Origin of the sequence: uncultured Winogradskyella sp. (assembly GCF_947498345.1) — a bacterium.
GTDB lineage: Bacteria > Bacteroidota > Bacteroidia > Flavobacteriales > Flavobacteriaceae > Winogradskyella.
In genome coordinates this window covers 196,582-218,402 of record NZ_CANMJY010000003.1, presented here as the reverse complement: position 1 = coordinate 218,402, position 21,821 = coordinate 196,582, and the positions used below count along the sequence as shown (strand labels likewise).

Genomic DNA, 21,821 nt, shown 5'->3' with positions numbered 1-21,821 from the left:
AGTTACGATAAAGATTACCAGAAATCAATTAGCGTCTAAGCGCAAAATGTCCTTTATAGGTTTCACCATTTAAAAATTTAATGATGTACCAATAATCATCACTTGGTAAGCTCTCACCATTATAGGTGCCATCCCAACCAGAAATAAGGATGGTTTGCTGCGACATTAATTTTCCGTAACGGTTGAAAATCTGAATACTTTCTATTTGATTAAATTGATTGTCGGTACCTATTATGGTCCAAAAATCGTTGACATCATCACCATTTGGTGTAAAGAATTTAGGGATGCCAATTACTGAAATTGTTGCTTCTGCAATACCACAACCATTTCTATCTCTTACATAGATACGATGTTCCCCTTCTGAGACGTTGATAAACACATTACCCTCTTGATATAACCCGTCTATATCGTCGATGGCATAATCGTAAAAACCTCCACCAGAAACATCTACAGTAACCGTATTATTTGGGGCAATACCTTCTACAGTTATACTTTCTATTGTTGCAATTTCAGATGGGTTTACCGTAATTGTTCTACTAGAGGAACAACCATTAGGATCCGTAACAATAACTGTATAAGTTCCGGCTTCATTAATATCATTAAAAGAAGTGTTTATATCAGTTAGTGTACCATTAAAGTACCATTCGTAGTAATAATTATTTGGTAAATCATCTAGCACACCTCCAGTAAGTGTAATGGTTTCAGGAGATGTATTTAGACAATAGATAAGTGATTCATCGGCTTCTAATACAGGAGTGTAAAGTACTACTAAGTTCGCTGTAGAAATGCTAAAACATTGATTATTGCTTTCGATTTTCACAAATATAACTTGAGTATCTATACTTATATTACTATAATTATTTGGTAATGGGTTTGTTTCACTAAATGCATCTGCTTCGGTTTCGTAATAGCTGACTTGCGCACCTATTGGTATTTGATTGATGATTGAAGCTTCGATACCATTTAGGGAAAACTCAGCAAAACCATCTATAATTTCTCCATCACAAGCTCCTAAATCTGGAATGGTAATACTGACGTTTGAAGATTGTAGCTCTAATGCAGCAATATCAAAACAATTAGCGGCATTAATAACACGCGCATACACAACTTGAAAAGGTACTGAATTTTGAAAACTAGCTGGATTAGTAATAGGGTTGTTGTTATCTCTGGCTTCATCCTCAGTAAGAAAGAAATCTGAAATAGTTAAAGTATTATCATTATTAGTTAAATTACTTTCAGCATCAAAAAGATTATAGGTAGTTAAACCATCGGTATCCACATCACATTCAATTAAAGTAGCATTTTGGGCTACTGGTACAGGTGCATATTCAATAATTACTTCACCATAAGAAATACAGGCGTTGTAAAGTCCTACTTCTACAGTGTAAGTTCCAGGTTGCGTCACTTCATAAATACCACAACTTATACAATTACTTGGGGAAGATTGCACTAACACACCATCTCTAAACCAATCAAAAGAAGGTGAGCCAGCTTGATTGGCATTGAGTTCTAAAGTTTCCCCTTCGCATAAGGCGTTACCAGTTGCTAAAAGTCGATTAGGACCTAGATCTGTAGATAATTGAAAACTACCAGCTTCGAGGAATACAGCAGAGTCAAAACGAAAGTTTTGCTCGTCTGCTATAACTAGTTTAACATGATATGATTGGTTTGGGATTACATTAGCAGTAGCTGTTAATACTGCTGTTTGCCCATTAAAATTTATGGGAGAATTAACACCATTATAATTGCCAAAGTACGTTTCGTTTTGTGGGGGACAAGTGCCAGGTACACCAGGTGTTACTGTAGTTGCTTTTACGGGAGTATTAGTGCCGGGAACTAATGCAATATTTTCATACTGATCTTGACTCGCCGTTGGTCTAATTAAAAAGCCAAATAAATCAGAAAACTGGCAACTATTAGGGTTGTTCTCTTGGTATTCTTCTGAAGCAAAAAGATATCTAAAGCTTACTTGTGACGCTACAGATGTGAAATCGAACTCTAATATGGTAGCATTAAATGTATTAGTTTCATTTAGTACTACTTCTAATTCATTATCACCTTGCCAATTTGGGGCATCATCATCACTTAAGTTATCATTTGGACCAGGTACATTTGCCAAACGACCTGTACTCATTACGATACCACTTTGAAAGGGAAAATTGGTGCCTGTTGCATCAAAAAAACCATAGCTTTGATCAGCGCCTCCAAAATCACCTCCTAAGACACTAGTGACAACGACATTAGTAATACAATCACTATCTATAAGTATATCCTCTATAAGTTGTTGTGGAGTGAAGGTTTGACTGTCTACTGTTATATTCTGAGAATAATTTAGTAGCGATAATAACATTATAAAAAATGAGATTTTATATTTCATCGTGCCTTTTAAGGAATGCAAAGATAAGCATACTAAATAGACTAAATTTTGAATAAGATGTTAAATGAAATTTAAGATATACAGATTATCTCCTCAAAGCAAAATGACCTTTAACTTCAAACGATTGGTTACCTCGTCGTACTTCTGCTACAAACCAATAGTCACTAGCTGGTAGCTTACTGCCGTTTAAAGTACCATCCCAACCGGGAGTATTGTGTCTCAATGTTGTTAAGTGTTTACCATAACGATCAAAGATATGGATAATGGTTCCTGGTAAAGTTTCAACACCAATAATATGCCAACTATCAAACTGACCATCATTATTAGGTGTCATGTGTTTTGGTATATCAATGACTAATACCTCTCTCGTTACTTGAGAGCAACCATTCAAATCTATAATAGTAATGGTATGATAACCCATAGCCACATTTTCAAATACATTAGATTCTTGAGGGTCTCCATCGTCTAATTGATAAAGATAATTGCCTATACCACTCACCGTAATAGTAATGTTATTTGGATCTGAAAAATCAACAACTTCAGTGGACTCAATTATTGCAGCTTCAGATTCTGAAACTACAAAAACACGTGTGTTTTCACAACCAAACTCAGAAGTGATGCTTACCCAGTACGTACCTGTTTCTGTAATCTCTATTTCTGAAGTCGTTGCTCCAGTTGACCATAAATACTGATCTGATGGATTATTAGTATTGGCAGATACTATTAATGGTAGATTATCTAAGCAAATTACCTGATCTTCTATATCTATTATTGGTAATGGGTTTATAACCACCGAGAATTGCGTTATAGCATAACATCCTGTACTGTTGTTCTCAATTCTTGCAAAAATAACTTCACTATCAAAAGCAATATAATCTGTATCTACTGCTGAATCATTTTCGTTAGCTTGTAATTGTGTGTTATGATAAGTAATAGTATAATTAGAAGCGTTTTGTCCGCCTATAATACTTGCGTCTTGCTGTGTAAGGTCAAACCCTAAAAGACCATCAAAATCATCATCGCAAGCCATTAGATCATCAGGTTGATTAGCTATTGGTAAAGGGTTTACATTTAAGTTAAATTCATGTATGGTGTAGCAATGCGTTGTACTAAGCTCTACACGTGCAAATAAAGTATCGTTATTGCTTAAGTAGGTATAACTTTCATCAAGAGGATTTGTATTGGCTATAGCATCTGCTTGGCTGGTATGGTAACTAAACAGTATATTAAAGCTTTCATCCATTAATACACTATTAATTTCATTTAGATTAAAGCTATTGTTTTCATTCTCACAAATATCATAGGACTGAAAATCGTTAATTACTGGTGGTGTGTATACCAATAAATCTATAGGTAATAGTGCAAAACAGTTAGAAATGGTATTGTTGATTTTAATATATACTGTTTGAGGATTGCTTGTATTAGTATAAGCTTCGGGATTAGAAATAGCATTTATGTCTGCTTCAGCATCTTCAAAATTTTCAAAATAAGTAATTTCTATATCATCTTGTCTAACGTCTAGGATATCAAGTTCTGTCTGTGTTAAATCAAATTCGGTTAAACCGTCATAATCATCATCACAGATAGTAACAGGAAGTGCTTCATTTACTTCTGGGACTTGTATTACATTTAACTCAAAAGTAACTATAGAATTACATATAGTGCCATTGTCTATCTGAGCAAATATTGTTTGTGGATTTGTAGTATTTGTATATTGAAGCGGTAAGGCTCCAATGCTATTTTCTGCATTAGAAAGTGATAAGTAAAATGTAACCGTTAAATTATCTGCAATACCATCTGAAATCTCATCGATTTTAGTAGATAAATCAAAAGTTTCAGAACCATCATTACTTACATCATCGCATACAAACCAGTCGGCTGGTTGATTAAAAAGAGGGTTGGTACCAACTTCTATTGTAAAGTTTGATGTGCCATAGCAATCTTCATCTGATAAATTTTCGACCCTTACAAAAATGGTTTGTGGGTTGCTTGTATTTTGGAAAGCAACATCTTTATTAATGGTATTTGTACGATTATCAGCATCATCTTGATCTAAATAATATAAAACCTGCTTATCTGTTTGCCCATTTAAAATTTCAGCATCTTTAGTATTGAATATAAAATCACTGAAACCGTCACTATTATCTTCACAATTTTTATAATTACTAATTGTAGAAAAAACAGGAGTTGTATTTACTATGACGTTCAATATTTCGGTAGAAAAACAACCTGTTGTTGTATTTTCTACTCGTATAAATAAAGATTGAGTCTCTGTATTAAAGTTGTTATCAGTAATAGCATTTACAGAACTGTTTGCATCTGCTTGACTTGTATGAAAACTAATAGCCCTTTGATCAGTGCTAATTACTATTTCTGGTATTACGTCTAATAAGTTTATGACAAAAAAACCATCTTGATCATTATCACAAATAACTATATCTGCAGGTGTAGAAGTAATAGGCGCCTCGAGAACTGTAATTTCAAATGAAGTTACATCTGAGCACCCTGTAGTGTCTGATAAAATTCTTGGATAGACTCTAAAAGGATTTGAGGTATTGGTATAAAGATTTGGTAATTCGTTAGTATTATTGATGGCATCTTCTTCTGTTAGAAAATATGTAACACTAAAGCCATCTAAGGCATCAGTAACTAAAATATCAAATTGAGATAAATCTGTTGTGGTAATTCCGTCCTGATCTTCGTCACAAACGGATTGATTAATAATATTTTCAAATTCAAAAACTGGAGTAAGTGATAATTCAATAACTTCAATATCGTTACATGTAGGGCTAGATAAATTTAAATAAATAATCTGTGGATTGCTTGTAGGAATAAAAGGAACTGTTATATCTATTGGATTTATTTGATTATCTCTATCATTTTCATTTAAATAAAAGTCGATAGAAATGTCTGGGACATCATTAATAATAGTTTCTGCTATTGCTAAAAAGCTAAATTCTTCAACTCCATCATTGCCAATATCGCACCGTGAAAAATCTCTAATATTTGTTGCTGTGAGTAACAGGTTGGTATGGATTTCAAATGGTGCTACAGATGCACAACCCGTACTGTTGTCTTCAACTCTGATGTAAACAACCTGTTCCTCTATGATGATGTTAGCATAATTGGTATCATTTGCAATGGGGTTTGTACCCTGAAGCGCATCTTCATTAGTTTCGTAGAATGTTATTGTAACACCTGTTAAGCCTTGAAGGACTTCAGGTATTATAGTAGTCAAATCAAAATTAGCAAAACCATCATGATCCTGATCGCAAGCATCAATGTAAAGATCTTCTGTATTAATAATTGGGTTGTCTAAAACCGTAATATCTAAAGTTGTAGTACTAATACAACCTGTTTGCGGATTTTGTACGCTAACAAATACTTGCTCATTAGTATTAATGTTAACATAAGGCATTGGCAATGGGTTGGCACCAACTGCAGCATCTAAAGCTGTACTGTGGTATGTTACAGCTAAGTTGGTTTGCCCATTAGTAATTTCATCATCTTTTATACTTAAGTCAATGGTAGTAAAACCATCTGCAGTTTGATCATCACATACATCCAAAGGTGTAGGATCTGTAATTGTTGGCAAAGGATTGACTCTTATGTTAAAAGCTGAAAAAGCCAAGCACCCATTATCGACATCTTCGATTCTTACATGGATTAATTGTGGGTTTGAAGTGTTTTGAATCGGACTCGAAATAGCATTGAGCCCAGCTTGTGCATCAGCATTGATATAATGATAAGATATGTTATAGTTAGAAGCTGGTACAGAAGCTAAAGTTTCAGCATCTTTGGTTGATAAATCAAAAGTCTCAATACCGTTATTACTTGTGTCATCACATAATTCAAAATCCGAAATAGGATCAGAAGATTGTGTAGAACTAATGGTAATATTTATATCGTCTTCAATAATACATGTAATGTCTGATAGTGGAATTGAAACTTCAATACGATAATTACCAGTCTCAGTAACATCTAGAGTAGACTGTGTCTCTGTAGGAATTAAAGTATTATTAAAAAACCAAGCATATGTGGCTTGAGGATTTCCTATATCTCCATTTAATGTAATTTCACTGGCACAGGTTGAAAAATCTTCACCTAAATCTACAGAAGCATTAAAACTATTACCTTCAATAAAAACAGCAGAATCATAGTTTTCATCAGTTTGGTCAGCAATGATTAGCTTTATTTGATATTGTACATTTGGCTGAATGGAAGCCGTAGCAGAAAGCACAGTAGTTCTACCATTATAATTTGTATCTCCTATGCTATAACCTTCAAAGTATTCTTCGTTTGAAGCGTTACAGAATCCTACAATTTCTTCGTGAACTGTATTGGTATTTACTGGAGTGGTTGTTCCAGGCACCAAGGCAATATTGGTATACGGATTGCCAGAACCAGCTTCTCTTATCAAAAAGGCAAAACCGTCTGAGTACTGACAAGGAAAATTACCAAAGTACTCTTCTGAAGCTAATATGTAATTAAATTGAATTTGGTTAGAAATAGAAGTAAAATTAAATTCAATAGATGTAGCGTTGAGGGTACCAGTGATACCTAATGCAGCTTCTAAATCTATATCAGTGGTCCAACTATCGTTACCATCATTTAAAGTAGTATCAATTTGTCCATTACCTGCAGAATTAGCATTACCAGTTGTTAAAACAATCCCGTTTTCAAAAGGGAAATTTGAAGCACCACGTTCAAAATAACCAAAACTTCCTAAACCAATTGAACCACCATTAGATGGAGAATTAATACCAGAAACTTCTACACAACCTTGAATTAAGGTATTCTCAATTAAATCTTGAGGTGAAATTGTATTATTGACCGTTATCTGTTGCCCAAAAGACAAACTGCAAATAATGCATAGAATTATAAAGAGGGAACGTTTAATACACTCCATGTGCTGCGGTTAAGTTTTAAAGATACAAATAAGATTAGATTTGGGGCTAAAGCTATGTTGTATGTGTTGTGCGGTGAAATGTAAGTTTAATAAAGATTAAATACAAAAAAACCCGATGAAATACATAAAACGTTAACATTTCACAACCTTTAATCTTATAAAGCACTAAAAAAGACCTCAAAAAGAGGTCTTTTTCCCAAATTGAAATTTCGAAGCATTAGTGCCTCAATACATAATGCAACATAACCGAAAACTCAATATTGTAATATTATATGCTAGAGGTGTTTTGTTACTAATTATAAAAGTGCGACGCTTTGAGGGAAATGTATAAAAAAATAAACTTGACTCTTAAAATTAAGTTTAGTAATTGATATGTGCAAAAGATTAAGATGAACGCACAAAAATATTAACATTTTCAATAATTTACGTACACCCAACCTACCATTGGTCGATATTGAGGATCATTAAGGTTAAGAATGTAATAATAGGTGCCCACAGGAACTGTATTACCATGGTTATTTATACCTCTGTTTATCTTACCATACCAAGGCTTGTTGTTGTTACCTTCGAAAACAATATCACCATAACGATTATAAATATGAAGTTTGTGCTCTGTGAAAATATTATACAACCCTTGAATATTAAACCAATCGTTGTAAGTATCGTCATTTGGTGAAAAACCATCTGGGATATACGGTGGGCAATTTTCTATAGTTAAATCGAACTGAAGTATTTCGTAACAAGGTTGACTTTCTAACCTTACATAGATGGTTTGTGGATTAGTAATGTTGTTATAAGCACTAGGAATTAAAATAGCGTTGGATGACGTTTCTAAATCTTCTATAGAAAGATAGAAAGCAACATTTTCTTCGGCATAATCTATATTGATTAAAGCCTCAAATAGATTAAATGTTGAGGTTTCAAAACCTTCATTACAATCTATTAGAAATTGGAGTGTAACAATATCTGGTATTAAAAGCAATTCAATATCTGTAAGCGTTACATTATTCTCTTCGTTTGTTTCAGTAATAATTCCTCCCGAAATACCATCATCATCTACAACAGCTACAATGATTAAAGTAGAATCAGAAACTTCGGGTACAACAATGATTGAAGAATTACTTTCACTTTCGCCTATAGCAATGTCATTTAGGGTTTGGCTTTGCCCTATTAAAAGACCATCTAAATAAAATGCAATCGGAGTATTTGCTGGTAATGAAGCTGTGCTGTTAAAGTTATTGACGGTGTAAAACAATTCTACACTATTATCTCCACAGTTAACATTGTAATCATCAATGCCTATAGTAGCATCAGGCAATTGACTGTTTAAAACAGTGATAATATTGTTTATAATAATAAGATCAGCACTAAAAGTACCATTTTCATTGATACCACCTGTGGTTAATTTAATAGAGACACTAGAGTCACCTATATTAATATTATTTTCAATATTATAAACATCTAAGTCAGCATTGTAGAAAGTATCAGAATTTGTAAAAGTATTTGTGCCATTAAAAGCATTGTCTGGTAAATTTAGAGGTGGGTTAGAAACTATATTACCGTTAATAGATAGTGATTCACCATAGTTAAGGTTATCATCTCCTTCCCAGGCTAGGAACCCAATTTTGGCATTATCATTATCTAAAACATTTACATTATCTAGCGTTATTTCTAATTCTTGTACGTTTCTATTTATAATTTCCAGACCTTGATATAAATTAATCTGGTTTAATGGGAGGTTGTTATCTTCATATATAACATATATGCACCATCCGCCAAAGTTTGTACTTCTGGCACAAAAACCAGGAAAAGATGATAAATCTGATGTTATATCCATATTAGAAAATTCGTAAGTACCATTACCTTGGTCGATTACAAATTGTGTGATATCTGTGTAATTAGAAAAGTACTCTAATTGACCATAAATAGGGTCGTTAAAAAACACATTATAAGTAGTTTCACTTATTATAGGAACACCATTTAAAGCAACTTCTGAATCTCCAGATCCAGAGCCTGCCCAATAAAGATATGCTTTTATAATCTGATAATCAGAATCGAGAGTTAATGTAGCTTCAGAAGATTCCAGGATATTACAAAAATCAGATACGTTATTTTCAGCAGGATTAAGCGTATTACCAATGGCTAAATAATCATATCTACCGTTGAATTGTTGAAACAAGGAAATGTCTTGTGCATGTAGAGGAATAAATACACCAAAAAAAAGAATGCATACTATGTATTTTGCGCTTTTCAAAAGTTTTGGTTTGGCAGGATTAAAGTTACGGTATTTAATCTAGCGTTTCAAACTAAAATGACTGGTAAAAGTTCTCCCATCTTGTAATTTCACTCTAAACCAGTAATCGCTCGAAGGCATTTTTGCCCCATTATAAGTGCCATCCCAACCAGGGCCAAGCGGATCGAGTTTAGCTAAAAGCTTTCCGTAACGGTCAAAGATATAAATTAAAGAATTTGCCTGAAATTGATTGCTAATGCCATTAACTTGCCAAAAATCATTATCATCGTCATTGTTAGGAGTGAAAAATTTAGGGAAACCAATTACAGAGACCAATTCTTCGGTAATGCCACAGTTATTTCTATCACGAACATAAACCGTGTACAAACCAGGCTGTATATTATTAAATACGTTAGAATCTTGGTATGGTCCATTACTATCGTCCAGGGCATATTCATAATCACCTTCGCCAGAAACAATAACAGTAATAGAGTTATTCTGCGAAGCATCAATAATTTCAATATTGGTTATTGTAGCGATATTAGAAGGTAGAACGTTTATAGTTCTGTCTTTAAAGCAACCATTGGTATTGGTAACTCTAACATTATAGGTTCCTGGTGCATTGACTTCAATAGTAGCAGTATCTTCGCCAGTAGACCACTCAAAGAGATAATTACTTGGGGAATCATTAATAATTCCAGCATCAAGAACAATGGTTTCGGGCGAGAAGTTGAGACAGTAAAGCGTTTCAGATTCAGTTTCTATATCAGGAAGTTCAAAAACGGTGAGCTCAATTTCACTGATACCATAGCAAGCATTAGAGTTTTCAACACGGGCATAAATAGTTTGGTTGTAGGGTATTGTATTGGTATAAGATGTTCCCAAGGGATTGTTTTCTAATAAAGCATCGAGATAGGTTTCGTAGTATTGAAGATCTAGTCCTGCAGGAGCACCAGCCAATACAATGGCATTGGTATCGCTGAGGTTAAATGTAGCAAAGCCATCTTCGGTACCATCGTCATCGCATACCGAAATACTGGCGTTGTTAGATGTTGTAGTGCTTACCTCTAATGAAACCGTACTAAAACTAACACAACCTGTATTGGTATTGGTGACTCTTGTATAAATAATCTGTGGGTTAAAGAAATTCTCAAAGGCATCAGCATCAATAGCATTCTCATCGTTTTCTGCATCTATTTGTGATAAATAATAGTTTACCATAGCATTAGAATCACTATCGGTAACAGCATCAGCTGATTCAGTAATATTAAATGTTGTAAACCCTTCAGGGATACCGTCTTCATCACATTGTATTAATGAAACATTATTGGCAATAGGTTTGGCGGCAACCACAATATCAAAAGCAGTAAAACCAACACAGCCGTTATCGAAATCTTCAATACGAACAAAAATCTCAGTTGGAGTTGGAGCTGTATTGGTGTAATTTGCTGGTAATGAAGCAGTATCACTTTCTGCATTAGCTTGATCTAAGTGATAGCTAATATTGTAGTTAGCTCCAGTAATTCCATTTATAATTTCTTGTGTTTTTATGTCAAAATCAAAAGTGGTTATGCCATTTTGGTCATCACCATCAGTGTCATCATCACACAGCTCATAAGTTGTTGGTGTATTGAAATTTGTCAACGCAGAGACATTAATATTAACATCGTTAATTATAAAACAACCTGTTGTGGTATTTTCAATTCTAATAAAAATGTTTTGACTATTACTTATGGTATTAAACACACTACCTATAGAATTTACGTTGATATTGGCATCACTTTCGGAGTTATGATAGGTTACAGCAATATCACTTTCCCCATTAATAATATTTTGAGTTAAACTTGTGAGGTTAACTTCAGTTATATTATCGTCAAAAGGGGCTAATCCGTCACAAATATCGATACTAGGTAATCTGGTAAGGCTAGGGCTGGGTAAAAGCGGATTGGTTGGATTATCCGGGAATGTTGCCGTACCTGTCCATTCTAAAAAAAACGGACTATTGCCAATGGGCCTATCTATAACCAAAAAATAGGTTTCACCGGCAAGCACATCTAAATCACTTACAAAGCTATCTCCATCGGCTCCAGGACCTTCATCTGGATCTGGATCAATAGAATTCATACCTGTTAAATTATTACCTTGATTTGCAGCTGCAGGATTTGTGGTAGAGCAACGAATAGCTTGACCAATATTACCACAGGTAACATTAGGGCCAAACAGAAAAAAATCGTAATCTTCATTGATGCTAGAGCTTCCAGGTGTTAGAGTAAATGCCAAAGTACCAGATGTAGCTATAGTTACCTCAAGCCAAATACTATTATTTTCTTGACTTGAACATGTATTTGAACCTGTTAATTCTTGAGAACCTATTCCGCTTACATCCAAACTAAAGCTAGAATTTCCACAAACGGTCACAGCATTGACACAGTCATTGGGTTGCTGGCAATAGCTTTGTTGTATGCAAAAACATAAAAAGCATAGTAAAGCTATATATTTTGAAGAAATGTTAGATTTTAAATTCATCGTTTTAATGCAAAATGACTAGTGAATGTTCTCCCATCTTGTAATTTCACTCTAAACCAGTAATCGCTCGAAGGCATTTTTGCCCCATTATAAGTGCCATCCCAACCAGGGCCAAGCGGATCGAGTTTAGCTAAAAGCTTTCCGTAACGGTCAAAGATATAAATTAAAGAATTTGCCTGAAATTGATTGCTAATGCCATTAACTTGCCAAAAATCATTATCATCGTCATTGTTAGGAGTGAAAAATTTAGGGAAACCAATTACAGAGACCAATTCTTCGGTAATGCCACAGTTATTTCTATCACGAACATAAACCGTGTACAAACCAGGCTGTATATTATTAAATACGTTAGAATCTTGGTATGGTCCATTACTATCGTCCAGGGCATATTCATAATCACCTTCGCCAGAAACAATAACAGTAATAGAGTTATTCTGCGAAGCATCAATAATTTCAATATTGGTTATTGTAGCGATATTAGAAGGTAGAACGTTTATAGTTCTGTCTTTAAAGCAACCATTGGTATTGGTAACTCTAACATTATAGGTTCCTGGTGCATTGACTTCAATAGTAGCAGTATCTTCGCCAGTAGACCACTCAAAGAGATAATTACTTGGGGAATCATTAATAATTCCAGCATCAAGAACAATGGTTTCGGGCGAGAAGTTGAGACAGTAAAGCGTTTCAGATTCAGTTTCTATATCAGGAAGTTCAAAAACGGTGAGCTCAATTTCACTGATACCATAGCAAGCATTAGAGTTTTCAACACGGGCATAAATAGTTTGGTTGTAGGGTATTGTATTGGTATAAGATGTTCCCAAGGGATTGTTTTCTAATAAAGCATCGAGATAGGTTTCGTAGTATTGAAGATCTAGTCCTGCAGGAGCACCAGCCAATACAATGGCATTGGTATCGCTGAGGTTAAATGTAGCAAAGCCATCTTCGGTACCATCGTCATCGCATACCGAAATACTGGCGTTGTTAGATGTTGTAGTGCTTACCTCTAATGAAACCGTACTAAAACTAACACAACCTGTATTGGTATTGGTGACTCTTGTATAAATAATCTGTGGGTTAAAGAAATTCTCAAAGGCATCAGCATCAATAGCATTCTCATCGTTTTCTGCATCTATTTGTGATAAATAAAATGTAACACTTCTATCTGTAGTATTATCAGTTATCTCTTCGGTAAATGGATTTATGTTGAATACTGTAAACCCTTCAGGAATACCATCTTCATCACATTGCACAATAGAAATGTCATTGGCTACAGGTAAATCGTTTATGGTTATTTGAAAACTACCAGTGCTGTAACATGTCGTATTGAGCGTATTTTCTATTCTAACAAAAATAGTATCATTAAATGCAGTAGTATTTGTGTAGGTTAGTGGTAATAGCGAGGTGTTATTGTCTGCATCAGATTGTGATGGGTGAAATGTAATAGCAGTCTCAGTTTCCTCTTGAGTACCACGAATAACAGGAATTAAATCTCCAAGTTCTATAGTTGCAAAGCCATCCATTAAATCGCCTTCATTATCACAAAACTCAATATTGTTTAACTGAGCAATCCGTGGTGTTTTATAGACTTGAGCCTGAAATGTGGTAATGTCAAAACAATTTGTGTTATCTATATTATCTACCCTAGCATATATGGTTTGTGGATTACTACTATTAGTAAAAGGAAATACGATTTCGTTTTCTAGATTATTGGCGTCTTCAGGTGTTTCAAAATAGCGGACATTATATTGAGAAGGAGCTTGAGCTAATAATGCTTCGCCATTTTTGTCTGAAAAGTCAAACCCTTCAAAGATACCGTCATTACCACTATTATCACAGACACTAACATCTGTCATTGGATTAGCTACAGGGATATCAAAAACACCCACTACAGCACTACCTTCAATAGGACAGTCACCATTATTAGGTTCAATATAAACTTCATAAAAACCAGGTGTGTCTATTAATAATTGAGAAGATGTCTCTGTAAGTGGAGTTCCATTAAACGACCATACATAATCAGCACCTGTAATTTCATCAGCTTGTAATGTGTAATTATCACCAACGCACAATGCTAGTTCGGTGGTGCTGATTCCATTTCTTATAATATCAGTTTGTGAGTTGAAAAGTGATTGTATAAATGGTGGTAAACCTATTCTACCTGTATTTTGATTAAAGCCATTAACATCTAATAGTACTCCTTGCTCGTCATAATTGGCTGCATTTCCATCGGCTTCAGGATTATTGACAACTCCTATATATCTTGAAATTGCATTATTACCATTAAAACTAAATTGGGCTCTATAAATGCGTCTGTCCACACCTAATTGTAAAGCACCAGCACTTATAGTACTCGAAGAATGTATAATCTGAATAGAATTCGGTATATCTGTACTTTCCAAATCCCATTGTAAAACCTGACTTGCACCATTGCCTGATGGACCAATACCTATTGTAGCATAAGCTTTTCTATTTTCGGCAGAAAATTCTACACCATATGGACTGTTATTATTTTGAGCACTGTAAAGTTCTACGTTATTCGACACAATACCTGTGTCATTATCAAAATCATATAAGTAAATACCACCACCAGCGTCACCAGCTGTTACGTTTGCCTCACCAAAATGTGCCACCAATAATTTTGAAGCATCAGGTGATGCTTTAAGATAACCTAATGAATTACGTCTATAACCTTCAATAGGTATATAAGGTCCAACGGTTGAAATAACAGGATTGGTATCTACACCTGTAGCATCTATTTTAAAACTATAAAATGAACCTCCAAAATGGGTGATAACCCAAAAAGCAGCACAATCTTCTGCTCTCACTGCGGTTATTTTTTCAGAGCATTTATAACTTTCTTCTAAATTGTTAGTAACATCATAAGTTATAAGCGGTATGTTTTTTTCTGTATTTACTACATCACCTAAACCACCATTTAAGGTCATGTCTACTAAAGAATAATTAAAACCATTATTAAAGCCATCATCGGCAGTAGGTACAGAGCCACCACTATCGTAAGCACCAGTAAATTGATTAGGAAAGGCACTTGCGTTGTTATGATGAGGCTCATCTACCGTAAAAATATAATATTGATTTGGATTCTCTGGTTTAGGAACAATAAGACCTGACGATGTACTCGAAGGATCACCTAATAATCCTGTATTACCAAAGTAATTTCCGTTAGCCATGATTTGATGATTACGATTCCATACCGTTCTACCATCAGTGTAGAATTGTAACACACCGTTTTCATCTGAAATGGATGTACAGCCTTCTAAAGTATTGATCTGTCCATTTGTAATAGCACTAACTGATCCGGTGGTTGTATCAAAACGTAAACCAGCATTTTGCCCAAAGTACCAATATGATGCTTCGTTTTGTGCAAAAACTATTGCACTCAAAAGCAATAAAAATATAGAAAGACAATTCTTTTTCATAATAACTTTGGTGTACAGACTACACGTTTCAATACAATATAACAACTAGAACTTAAAAACTCCCAGATTAGTATTGAAAACTACATAGCAATTACTACAAAGCTATTACAAATCTCTCATTTTTAATAATCGATAGGATAAAAAGATAAAAAGTGCAGCCCAACATAACACAATTGTTATTTCGTACCAGTGTACAGCATAATCGTAAGACAGGTCTTCACCAACCTGATTTGCAACAGCTTTGACGGCAGATAATCTCGAAAAAGGTTCATCTATAAGATTCCATAAGGATTTAAAAGGTGAAAATTGGTAAATATTATCTGCCAAATCTGTACCTCTGTTATAAGCAGATACAACACTATAACTAATAAACTCTATTAAGAATAAAACAATCATTGTAGCTACAGCAAATGCAGAACGTTTAATGAGTACACCAAGAAATAAACCAAAAGCGAAAAAGCCCACCAATTTCACAAAGAATGCAATTAGATACTCTAAATCAGTAAAGATTATGGATGGTTCTATAAAACTAGAATAGATTAAACCTAAGACCAATGATACCAAAAAAACAAATAGCGTTGATATCAAAGAAAAGGCTAAAACGGTATAAAATTTTGATAGAATAAACTCTTTTTTGCTTAACCCGTCGATAAGATTTTGTTTTAAGGTTTTGTTACTATACTCGTTGGAGACCATGGAAACGATTACTAGTAACAGGAAAAATTTAAGTAAACCAGCAATAAAAGTATTAAAGTGCCATATATATGGGAAATTAAAAATACCCATTTCAGCTAAATGGAACTTTACGGGTCCTATATCAAATTTAATTACTGCAAAAAGGGCAATTAATACAAGCAAAATAAAATAGGTTAATATTAGTATTCTACTGGCTTTATTATACCTTAATTTATCAAATTCTATTTTTAATAATCTTAACATACTACGGATTGGTTGTGCTTAATTCTGATAGAACTATGCTGTTTTTTGATTGATTTATGAATTATCAGTTAATTGCAAAAACTGCTCTTCTAAACTTTCTTTTCGCTTAACTAAATGCGAAAGCAGAATACCTTTGCTAAACATTAATTTGTTAAAGTCTGATGATAACATAGGCTCATTTAAAAAGGCTGTTATAAGTTCATCTTCGACGTTTATTTTACCAAAATTATTATCTGCTTCTAATAGGTTTAATAAATCTTGATGCTGCTCTGTTTTTAACTCAAAGAAGCCATGGCTATTTATCATCTCATCTACACGACCAGAGTATAACTTTTCTCCTTTACGCAAAACGACAACATGTGTGCAAACTTTTTCAACTTCATCCAGTAGATGTGAAGCCAAAAGAATAGTAGTGCCGTTTGCAGCAATCTCTTTTATAATCTTACGTATTTGATGAATACCCTGTGGGTCTAGTCCGTTGGTAGGTTCATCTAAAATTAATATTTCGGGGTCATTTAGAAGCGCAGAAGCGATTGCTAAACGTTGTTTCATTCCTAAAGAATACGTTTTAAACTTATGGTCTTTTCTGTCTAAAAGCCCAACGACCTCTAACTTTTCGGCAACCTTACTATACTCTACACCTTTAATTCTGCATACTAGCTTTAAGTTTTGTTCTGCAGTCATATATGGGTAAAAGTTAGGGCGTTCTATAATTGCACCAACTTGTTTTAAGGCATTATGTGTAGTAGTTTTTCCATCAAACCAATGAAAATTACCTTGAGTTTTATTAACTACGTTTAATACTATACCTAGTGTGGTGGATTTCCCACTTCCATTGGGTCCCAAAATACCATAGACATTACCTTTGTTTATTGTAAAACTTAAGTCTTTAACCGCAGTTAAATACCCAAATTTTTTAGTAAGATTGTTGATTGTAAGGATTGGCTCCAAAATATGATTGATTTTAATACTGAAAATAATTTCAGTACAGATTGGTTATGTAGGTAAGACGATTCTCTTTTATATTTGTTACAATGTTGTGTTATTTAGGTTATAATGATCTTTAAATGAGCGCATTATGTTGATTTTATTTAAAATAACATTCCTTTTAGCCAGATAATTATTGTTGGAACAATTAGCTGAAGTAAAAATGATATAACTATTCCAAACATTATAGTAAGTAAAATAATGAATTTTTCTTCATACGCTCTGTAGGTAAAGTACATTAATATACCAATACTTATTAAAGTTACAGGATTAAAGAATATAGGAACCTTTATTAAAGGGATAAAAACAACGGTTATTATTATAGCATGACCAATTATAAATGCATTACTTACCAAATGCTCAACAAAATTTCGTTTTCTCAGTATTGACCATGTCATCAGACTTAAATAAATTATATTTAATAAGTAAAAAAACTTAAGATATTTACGTGTAAATTGCCCTATTTTTTGACCTAAATTGTAGGTTTCAGGTACTATATCTTTAATTTTATTGTCAGTATTAGATACACTACTATATAAGGAATAATCGTAGTAATGATCTACTATGAGATATAAACCGATAGCAATGAATGCATAACTAAATGGATTAAAAACATGTTTTCGTTTTCCATCTAAATAGTTATTAATATTATCACCAGGATTAAGAGTGAGATTTTTTAGATTAAAGAAGAATCCCTTATCTGCATTTGTAATTGTAGTAAATGTGTCGTTTGTGATTTTTTGAAATGTAAAACGTTTAGTTTCACTTTTTTGACCACATTCAGGGCAAAATTTACCTTCAAAAAGGGTTTTACAATTTAAACACTCCATGTATTAATTCCAATTTTCATCAAAATCTAAATCGCCGTAATCATCTACGTCTATACCATCTTCAAATTCTGTATAATCATCTTCATCGTCGCCGGCTTCGAATGTTTTTTCTGGTGCTTCATCTGGGATTTGACCATGTACAAACATTAAGTTTGGGTAGTCTGTACCTTGGGCTTCTTCTACAATTTCACCTAATTCTACATAAAAAGTCCACATGGTCATAAAATCATAAACATAAATAAGTTTTGGCGATGCTTCGTGTACCACATCTTTTATTATAGTTGTGCTCATCATCCTCACCTGATTGCCAGCTTCGCTCATATCAAACATGGCGATTTCCTCCCCTTGGTTCCATTCCTCATCACTAATATAAAATGATGCCATTTCCATACCATCAAACCCAAAAGATTGGGTGATAATGTTATGTAAGTCTTCCATAGTGTCAGTTTCACGAATTTCTAAATCGCGAAAAACATCATCTTCAGTGTCATTATCTAGTATAACTCTAAATCTATAAATCATGCTGCAAAGATAAGGCTTCTAGATTTCAATATCCAAAAACTAATTTTCAAAAATTAAGCGCTATAATTTTAATCTTAAGCAACTTGATTTATTTGCTAAATCTATGAAGTGTAAATACCATGCTACTTAGCAAAATAAAAGCACCGACCTGATGTAATACACCTAGCCAAACAGGGACCGCGAGTAAAAGTGTTAAAACCCCAAGAAGGAACTGTAATCCAACCATAATTAGTAAACTGTTTACTCCTTTATTTTGCCAGCTGGTTAAATGATGTCGTGTGGCTTTATACCATATCGTTAGAATAAAAATAACGACAACATAAGCTAAGGTTCTATGTATAAATTGCACGCCACTTTTTCCTTCGATAAAATTGAGATAAGTTGGACTTTGTTCTATATAAACGGTTTCGTGAATTAATTTACCTTCATTCATAAATGGCCAGTGATTGTGAATCCAACCTGCATCTAAACCAGCAACAAAGGCTCCATAGACAATTTGAACAATAAGCACAAGTAATCCAATGCGAATAAAATTTCTTAATTTTTTATCAATCTTTTTTTTGTTTGGGAACATTAGGTCTAGAGCGACCCAAAAAGTATAGGCAAAAGTTAGAAAGGCAGTAGTTAGATGTGCTGCTAACCTATAATGGCTAACATCTGGTCTATCCACTAATCCACTTTTTACCATATACCATCCTAAAAACCCCTGAAAACCTCCCATAATGAGTAGTGTGATTGATTTTTTTATGGTGGATTTAGTGAGCTGTTTTCTAATAAGAAAATAGAGAAAAGGAATAATGAAAACCAAACCAATAAAACGACCTATTACACGATGAATCCACTCCCAAAAGTAAATGTCTTTAAATTCTTCTATAGACATACCATAGTTTAGTTTTTGGTATTCTGGGTATTGCTTATAAAGATCAAAGGCTTCGTTCCATTCAACTTCGCTCATAGGAGGAATGGTTCCTGAGATGAGTTTGTAATTAGAAATAGATAGTCCTGAATGGGTTAATCTTGTTATACCACCAACAATAACCATAATAAAAATTAAAACACAACCAGTAAGTAGCCAATAAATAACTGCTTTATTATACTTTTTCATTTTTTTAGTGATTTTTCAAAACAAAGACTGTTTTCAACACCAACGTATTGTCCGTAATTTGATATTATTTGATAGTTGTTTTTTTTATAAAACTCAACAGCTTCAGCCTGACGTATTCCGGTTTCTAAAACAGTAGATGTATAACCTAATTCATAAGCCCAGGTTTCTAATTCATTTAGTATTTGTGTGGCAATACCTTTTTCTCTCTCTTTAGCTGAAGTGAACATGCGCTTTATCTCAACTTTAGAGTTGTCAAAAATTTTAAAAGCTCCACAACCAATAGGTTCTTTGTCTAAGTAAGCTAGGACAACATATTTAAGATTTTTAATAGTATTAAACTGATTGTAAAAATCGTGTTCGTCTCCATCAGTGATTTTTAGGTAAGCATCTAGTTGCTTCACTAATACGATAAAATCTGAATTCTTTGAATCTGTTCTCACCAGTTTAGTCATATTCCGATAGCAGTTAATCCAAGTGCTTTTCCTTTTTCGAGCATTAATTTAAATGCCGCATCATGTTCATTTGGTATCTCACCTTCTAGAATAGCTTCTTTTATTGCTTCTTTGATAATACCTATTTCTTTTGAAGGCTTTAGATCAAAAGCTTTCATAATCTCTTCTCCGGATACTGGTGGTTGAAAGTCACGAACACGATCACGTTCTTCAACTTCTACAATTTTTTCTCGTACCTTCTTAAAATTATTGTGATACCTCTTAAACTTTTTTGGGTTCTTGGTTGTGATATCTGCTTCACATAATGTCATTAAGTCATCGACGTGCTCACCAGCATCAAAAACTAACCGCCTTACAGCAGAATCGGTTACATCTGTTGCCAATACAATTGGTCGAGAACTCATCAATACCATTTTCTGAACGAATTTCATTTTGTCATTTAATGGCATTTTAAGTCGCTTAAATAATTTGTACACCATTTTTGAACCTACAAATTCATGGGCATGAAAGGTCCATCCGTTTTTTTTATGGAATTTTTTTGTTGGAGCTTTACCAATATCATGCAATAAAGCTGACCATCGTAACCATAAATTATCTGTAGTTTTACTAATATTATCAACGACTTCTAAAGTGTGATAAAAATTATCTTTATGACGTTGGCCTTCAATTTCATCAATACCTTTTAATGCCGTTAATTCTGGTAATATATAATCTAAAAGCCCTGTTTTTTCTAAAAGTATAAAACCGATTGATGGTTGATTGCTTTCAAGAATTTTATTGAGTTCTACAACAATACGTTCTTTAGTAATGATTTTTATTCTATCCTTATTAGTTGTAATTGCCTTAAGAGATAAGCTCTCAATTTTAAAATTCAATTGTGTCGCAAAACGAATAGCTCGCATCATTCGTAATGGATCATCACTATAGGTAATGTTGGGGTTTAAAGGGGTGCGGATGATGCCCTTATCTAAGTCGCTAATACCATTAAATGAATCTAGTAATTCACCATAACTAGCTTTAGTTAAACTAAGCGCCAGAGCATTAATGGTGAAATCGCGGCGATTTTGGTCATCTTCTAAAGTTCCATTTTCAACAATAGGGTTTCTACTGTTTTCATTGTAGCTTTCTTTACGTGCACCTACAAATTCTATTTCAACGTCATCGTAACGTAACATCGCAGTTCCGTATGTCTTAAATACTTGGACTTTTGGTTGGTGAGGTAAGTTTTTAGAAACCTGTTGTGCCAATTCAATACCACTTCCAATAGCAACAATGTCAATATCCTTAGCGCTACCGCGCTCTAGAAAATAATCGCGTACAAAACCGCCAATAACAAAACAGTCTAACTGTAGCTCTTCAGCAGATTGTGAAATGATTTGGAAAATAGGATGTTGTAAAGCTTGTTTGTAGTTCATTTTTTCCCATTGTAAATGGTTTCGCAAAGATACGACACAACTATAATCTTTTAAAATCAATTCGTATTAAAAGAAAAAAACTAATTGTA

Annotated in this window: 12 protein-coding genes; all 12 read right to left on the bottom strand. The window is 33.7% G+C overall.

Annotated elements, in window-relative coordinates; translation table 11 throughout:
- Positions 1 to 28: 28 nt before the first annotated feature.
- The 12 genes from Q0912_RS05860 to Q0912_RS05805 all read right to left on the bottom strand — a co-directional run bounded on the left by Q0912_RS05860 (position 29) and on the right by Q0912_RS05805 (position 21,732).
- Positions 29 to 2,377: a choice-of-anchor L domain-containing protein gene (locus tag Q0912_RS05860; protein WP_299112969.1), complete on the bottom strand. Its 2,349-nt coding sequence runs from the start codon at positions 2,375 to 2,377 to the stop codon at positions 29 to 31.
- An 85-nt stretch (positions 2,378 to 2,462) separates the two neighbouring features.
- A complete protein-coding gene (locus tag Q0912_RS05855; RefSeq protein ID WP_299112967.1) occupies positions 2,463 to 7,286 on the bottom strand; it encodes a T9SS type B sorting domain-containing protein in 4,824 nt (1,607 codons plus the stop codon).
- Positions 7,287 to 7,701: 415 nt separating this feature from the next.
- On the bottom strand, positions 7,702 to 9,540 hold the full coding sequence (locus Q0912_RS05850; RefSeq protein WP_299112965.1) for a gliding motility-associated C-terminal domain-containing protein: 1,839 nt from the start codon (positions 9,538 to 9,540) through the stop codon (positions 7,702 to 7,704).
- Between the two features lie 39 nt (positions 9,541 to 9,579).
- On the bottom strand, positions 9,580 to 12,045 hold the full coding sequence (locus Q0912_RS05845; RefSeq protein ID WP_299112964.1) for a T9SS type B sorting domain-containing protein: 2,466 nt from the start codon (positions 12,043 to 12,045) through the stop codon (positions 9,580 to 9,582).
- Complete coding sequence (locus Q0912_RS05840) at positions 12,042 to 15,482, bottom strand: T9SS type B sorting domain-containing protein (protein ID WP_299112962.1); 3,441 nt, start codon at positions 15,480 to 15,482, stop codon at positions 12,042 to 12,044. Before Q0912_RS05840 ends, Q0912_RS05845 begins: the two co-directional genes overlap by 4 nt.
- Before the next feature lie 105 nt (positions 15,483 to 15,587).
- The gene (locus Q0912_RS05835) at positions 15,588 to 16,421 is read right to left on the bottom strand and encodes an ABC transporter permease (protein ID WP_299112960.1); all 834 of its coding nucleotides are present in this window, start codon (positions 16,419 to 16,421) and stop codon (positions 15,588 to 15,590) included.
- Positions 16,422 to 16,475: 54 nt separating this feature from the next.
- Positions 16,476 to 17,372, bottom strand: coding sequence for an ATP-binding cassette domain-containing protein (locus Q0912_RS05830; RefSeq protein WP_299112958.1), 897 nt, complete (start codon positions 17,370 to 17,372; stop codon positions 16,476 to 16,478).
- Between the two features lie 140 nt (positions 17,373 to 17,512).
- The gene (locus Q0912_RS05825; RefSeq protein WP_299112956.1) at positions 17,513 to 18,238 is read right to left on the bottom strand and encodes a DUF3667 domain-containing protein; all 726 of its coding nucleotides are present in this window, start codon (positions 18,236 to 18,238) and stop codon (positions 17,513 to 17,515) included.
- A gap of 3 nt (positions 18,239 to 18,241) precedes the next feature.
- On the bottom strand, positions 18,242 to 18,760 hold the full coding sequence (locus Q0912_RS05820) for a hypothetical protein (RefSeq protein ID WP_299112954.1): 519 nt from the start codon (positions 18,758 to 18,760) through the stop codon (positions 18,242 to 18,244).
- A gap of 88 nt (positions 18,761 to 18,848) precedes the next feature.
- Positions 18,849 to 19,865, bottom strand: coding sequence for a COX15/CtaA family protein (locus Q0912_RS05815; RefSeq protein ID WP_299112952.1), 1,017 nt, complete (start codon positions 19,863 to 19,865; stop codon positions 18,849 to 18,851).
- Entirely contained in the window at positions 19,862 to 20,317 is a 456-nt protein-coding gene (locus Q0912_RS05810; protein WP_299112950.1) for a GNAT family N-acetyltransferase, read from the bottom strand. Before Q0912_RS05810 ends, Q0912_RS05815 begins: the two co-directional genes overlap by 4 nt.
- Complete coding sequence (locus Q0912_RS05805) at positions 20,314 to 21,732, bottom strand: HD domain-containing protein (RefSeq protein ID WP_299112948.1); 1,419 nt, start codon at positions 21,730 to 21,732, stop codon at positions 20,314 to 20,316. The genes Q0912_RS05810 and Q0912_RS05805 overlap by 4 nt, the downstream gene beginning before the upstream one ends.
- Positions 21,733 to 21,821 lie beyond the last annotated feature (89 nt).

What these genes read in the sequence shown, in the direction of transcription:
- Q0912_RS05860 (WP_299112969.1), bottom strand. Translation starts at nt 2,377, where the DNA reads ATGAAATATAAAATCTCATTTTTTATAATGTTATTATCGCTACTAAAT.
- Q0912_RS05855 (WP_299112967.1), bottom strand. Translation starts at nt 7,286, where the DNA reads ATGGAGTGTATTAAACGTTCCCTCTTTATAATTCTATGCATTATTTGC.
- Q0912_RS05845 (WP_299112964.1), bottom strand. Translation starts at nt 12,045, where the DNA reads ATGAATTTAAAATCTAACATTTCTTCAAAATATATAGCTTTACTATGC.
- Q0912_RS05840 (WP_299112962.1), bottom strand. Translation starts at nt 15,482, where the DNA reads ATGAAAAAGAATTGTCTTTCTATATTTTTATTGCTTTTGAGTGCAATA.
- Q0912_RS05835 (WP_299112960.1), bottom strand. Translation starts at nt 16,421, where the DNA reads ATGTTAAGATTATTAAAAATAGAATTTGATAAATTAAGGTATAATAAA.
- Q0912_RS05825 (WP_299112956.1), bottom strand. Translation starts at nt 18,238, where the DNA reads ATGGAGTGTTTAAATTGTAAAACCCTTTTTGAAGGTAAATTTTGCCCT.
- Q0912_RS05820 (WP_299112954.1), bottom strand. Translation starts at nt 18,760, where the DNA reads ATGATTTATAGATTTAGAGTTATACTAGATAATGACACTGAAGATGAT.
- Q0912_RS05815 (WP_299112952.1), bottom strand. Translation starts at nt 19,865, where the DNA reads ATGAAAAAGTATAATAAAGCAGTTATTTATTGGCTACTTACTGGTTGT.
- Q0912_RS05810 (WP_299112950.1), bottom strand. Translation starts at nt 20,317, where the DNA reads ATGACTAAACTGGTGAGAACAGATTCAAAGAATTCAGATTTTATCGTA.
- Q0912_RS05805 (WP_299112948.1), bottom strand. Translation starts at nt 21,732, where the DNA reads ATGAACTACAAACAAGCTTTACAACATCCTATTTTCCAAATCATTTCA.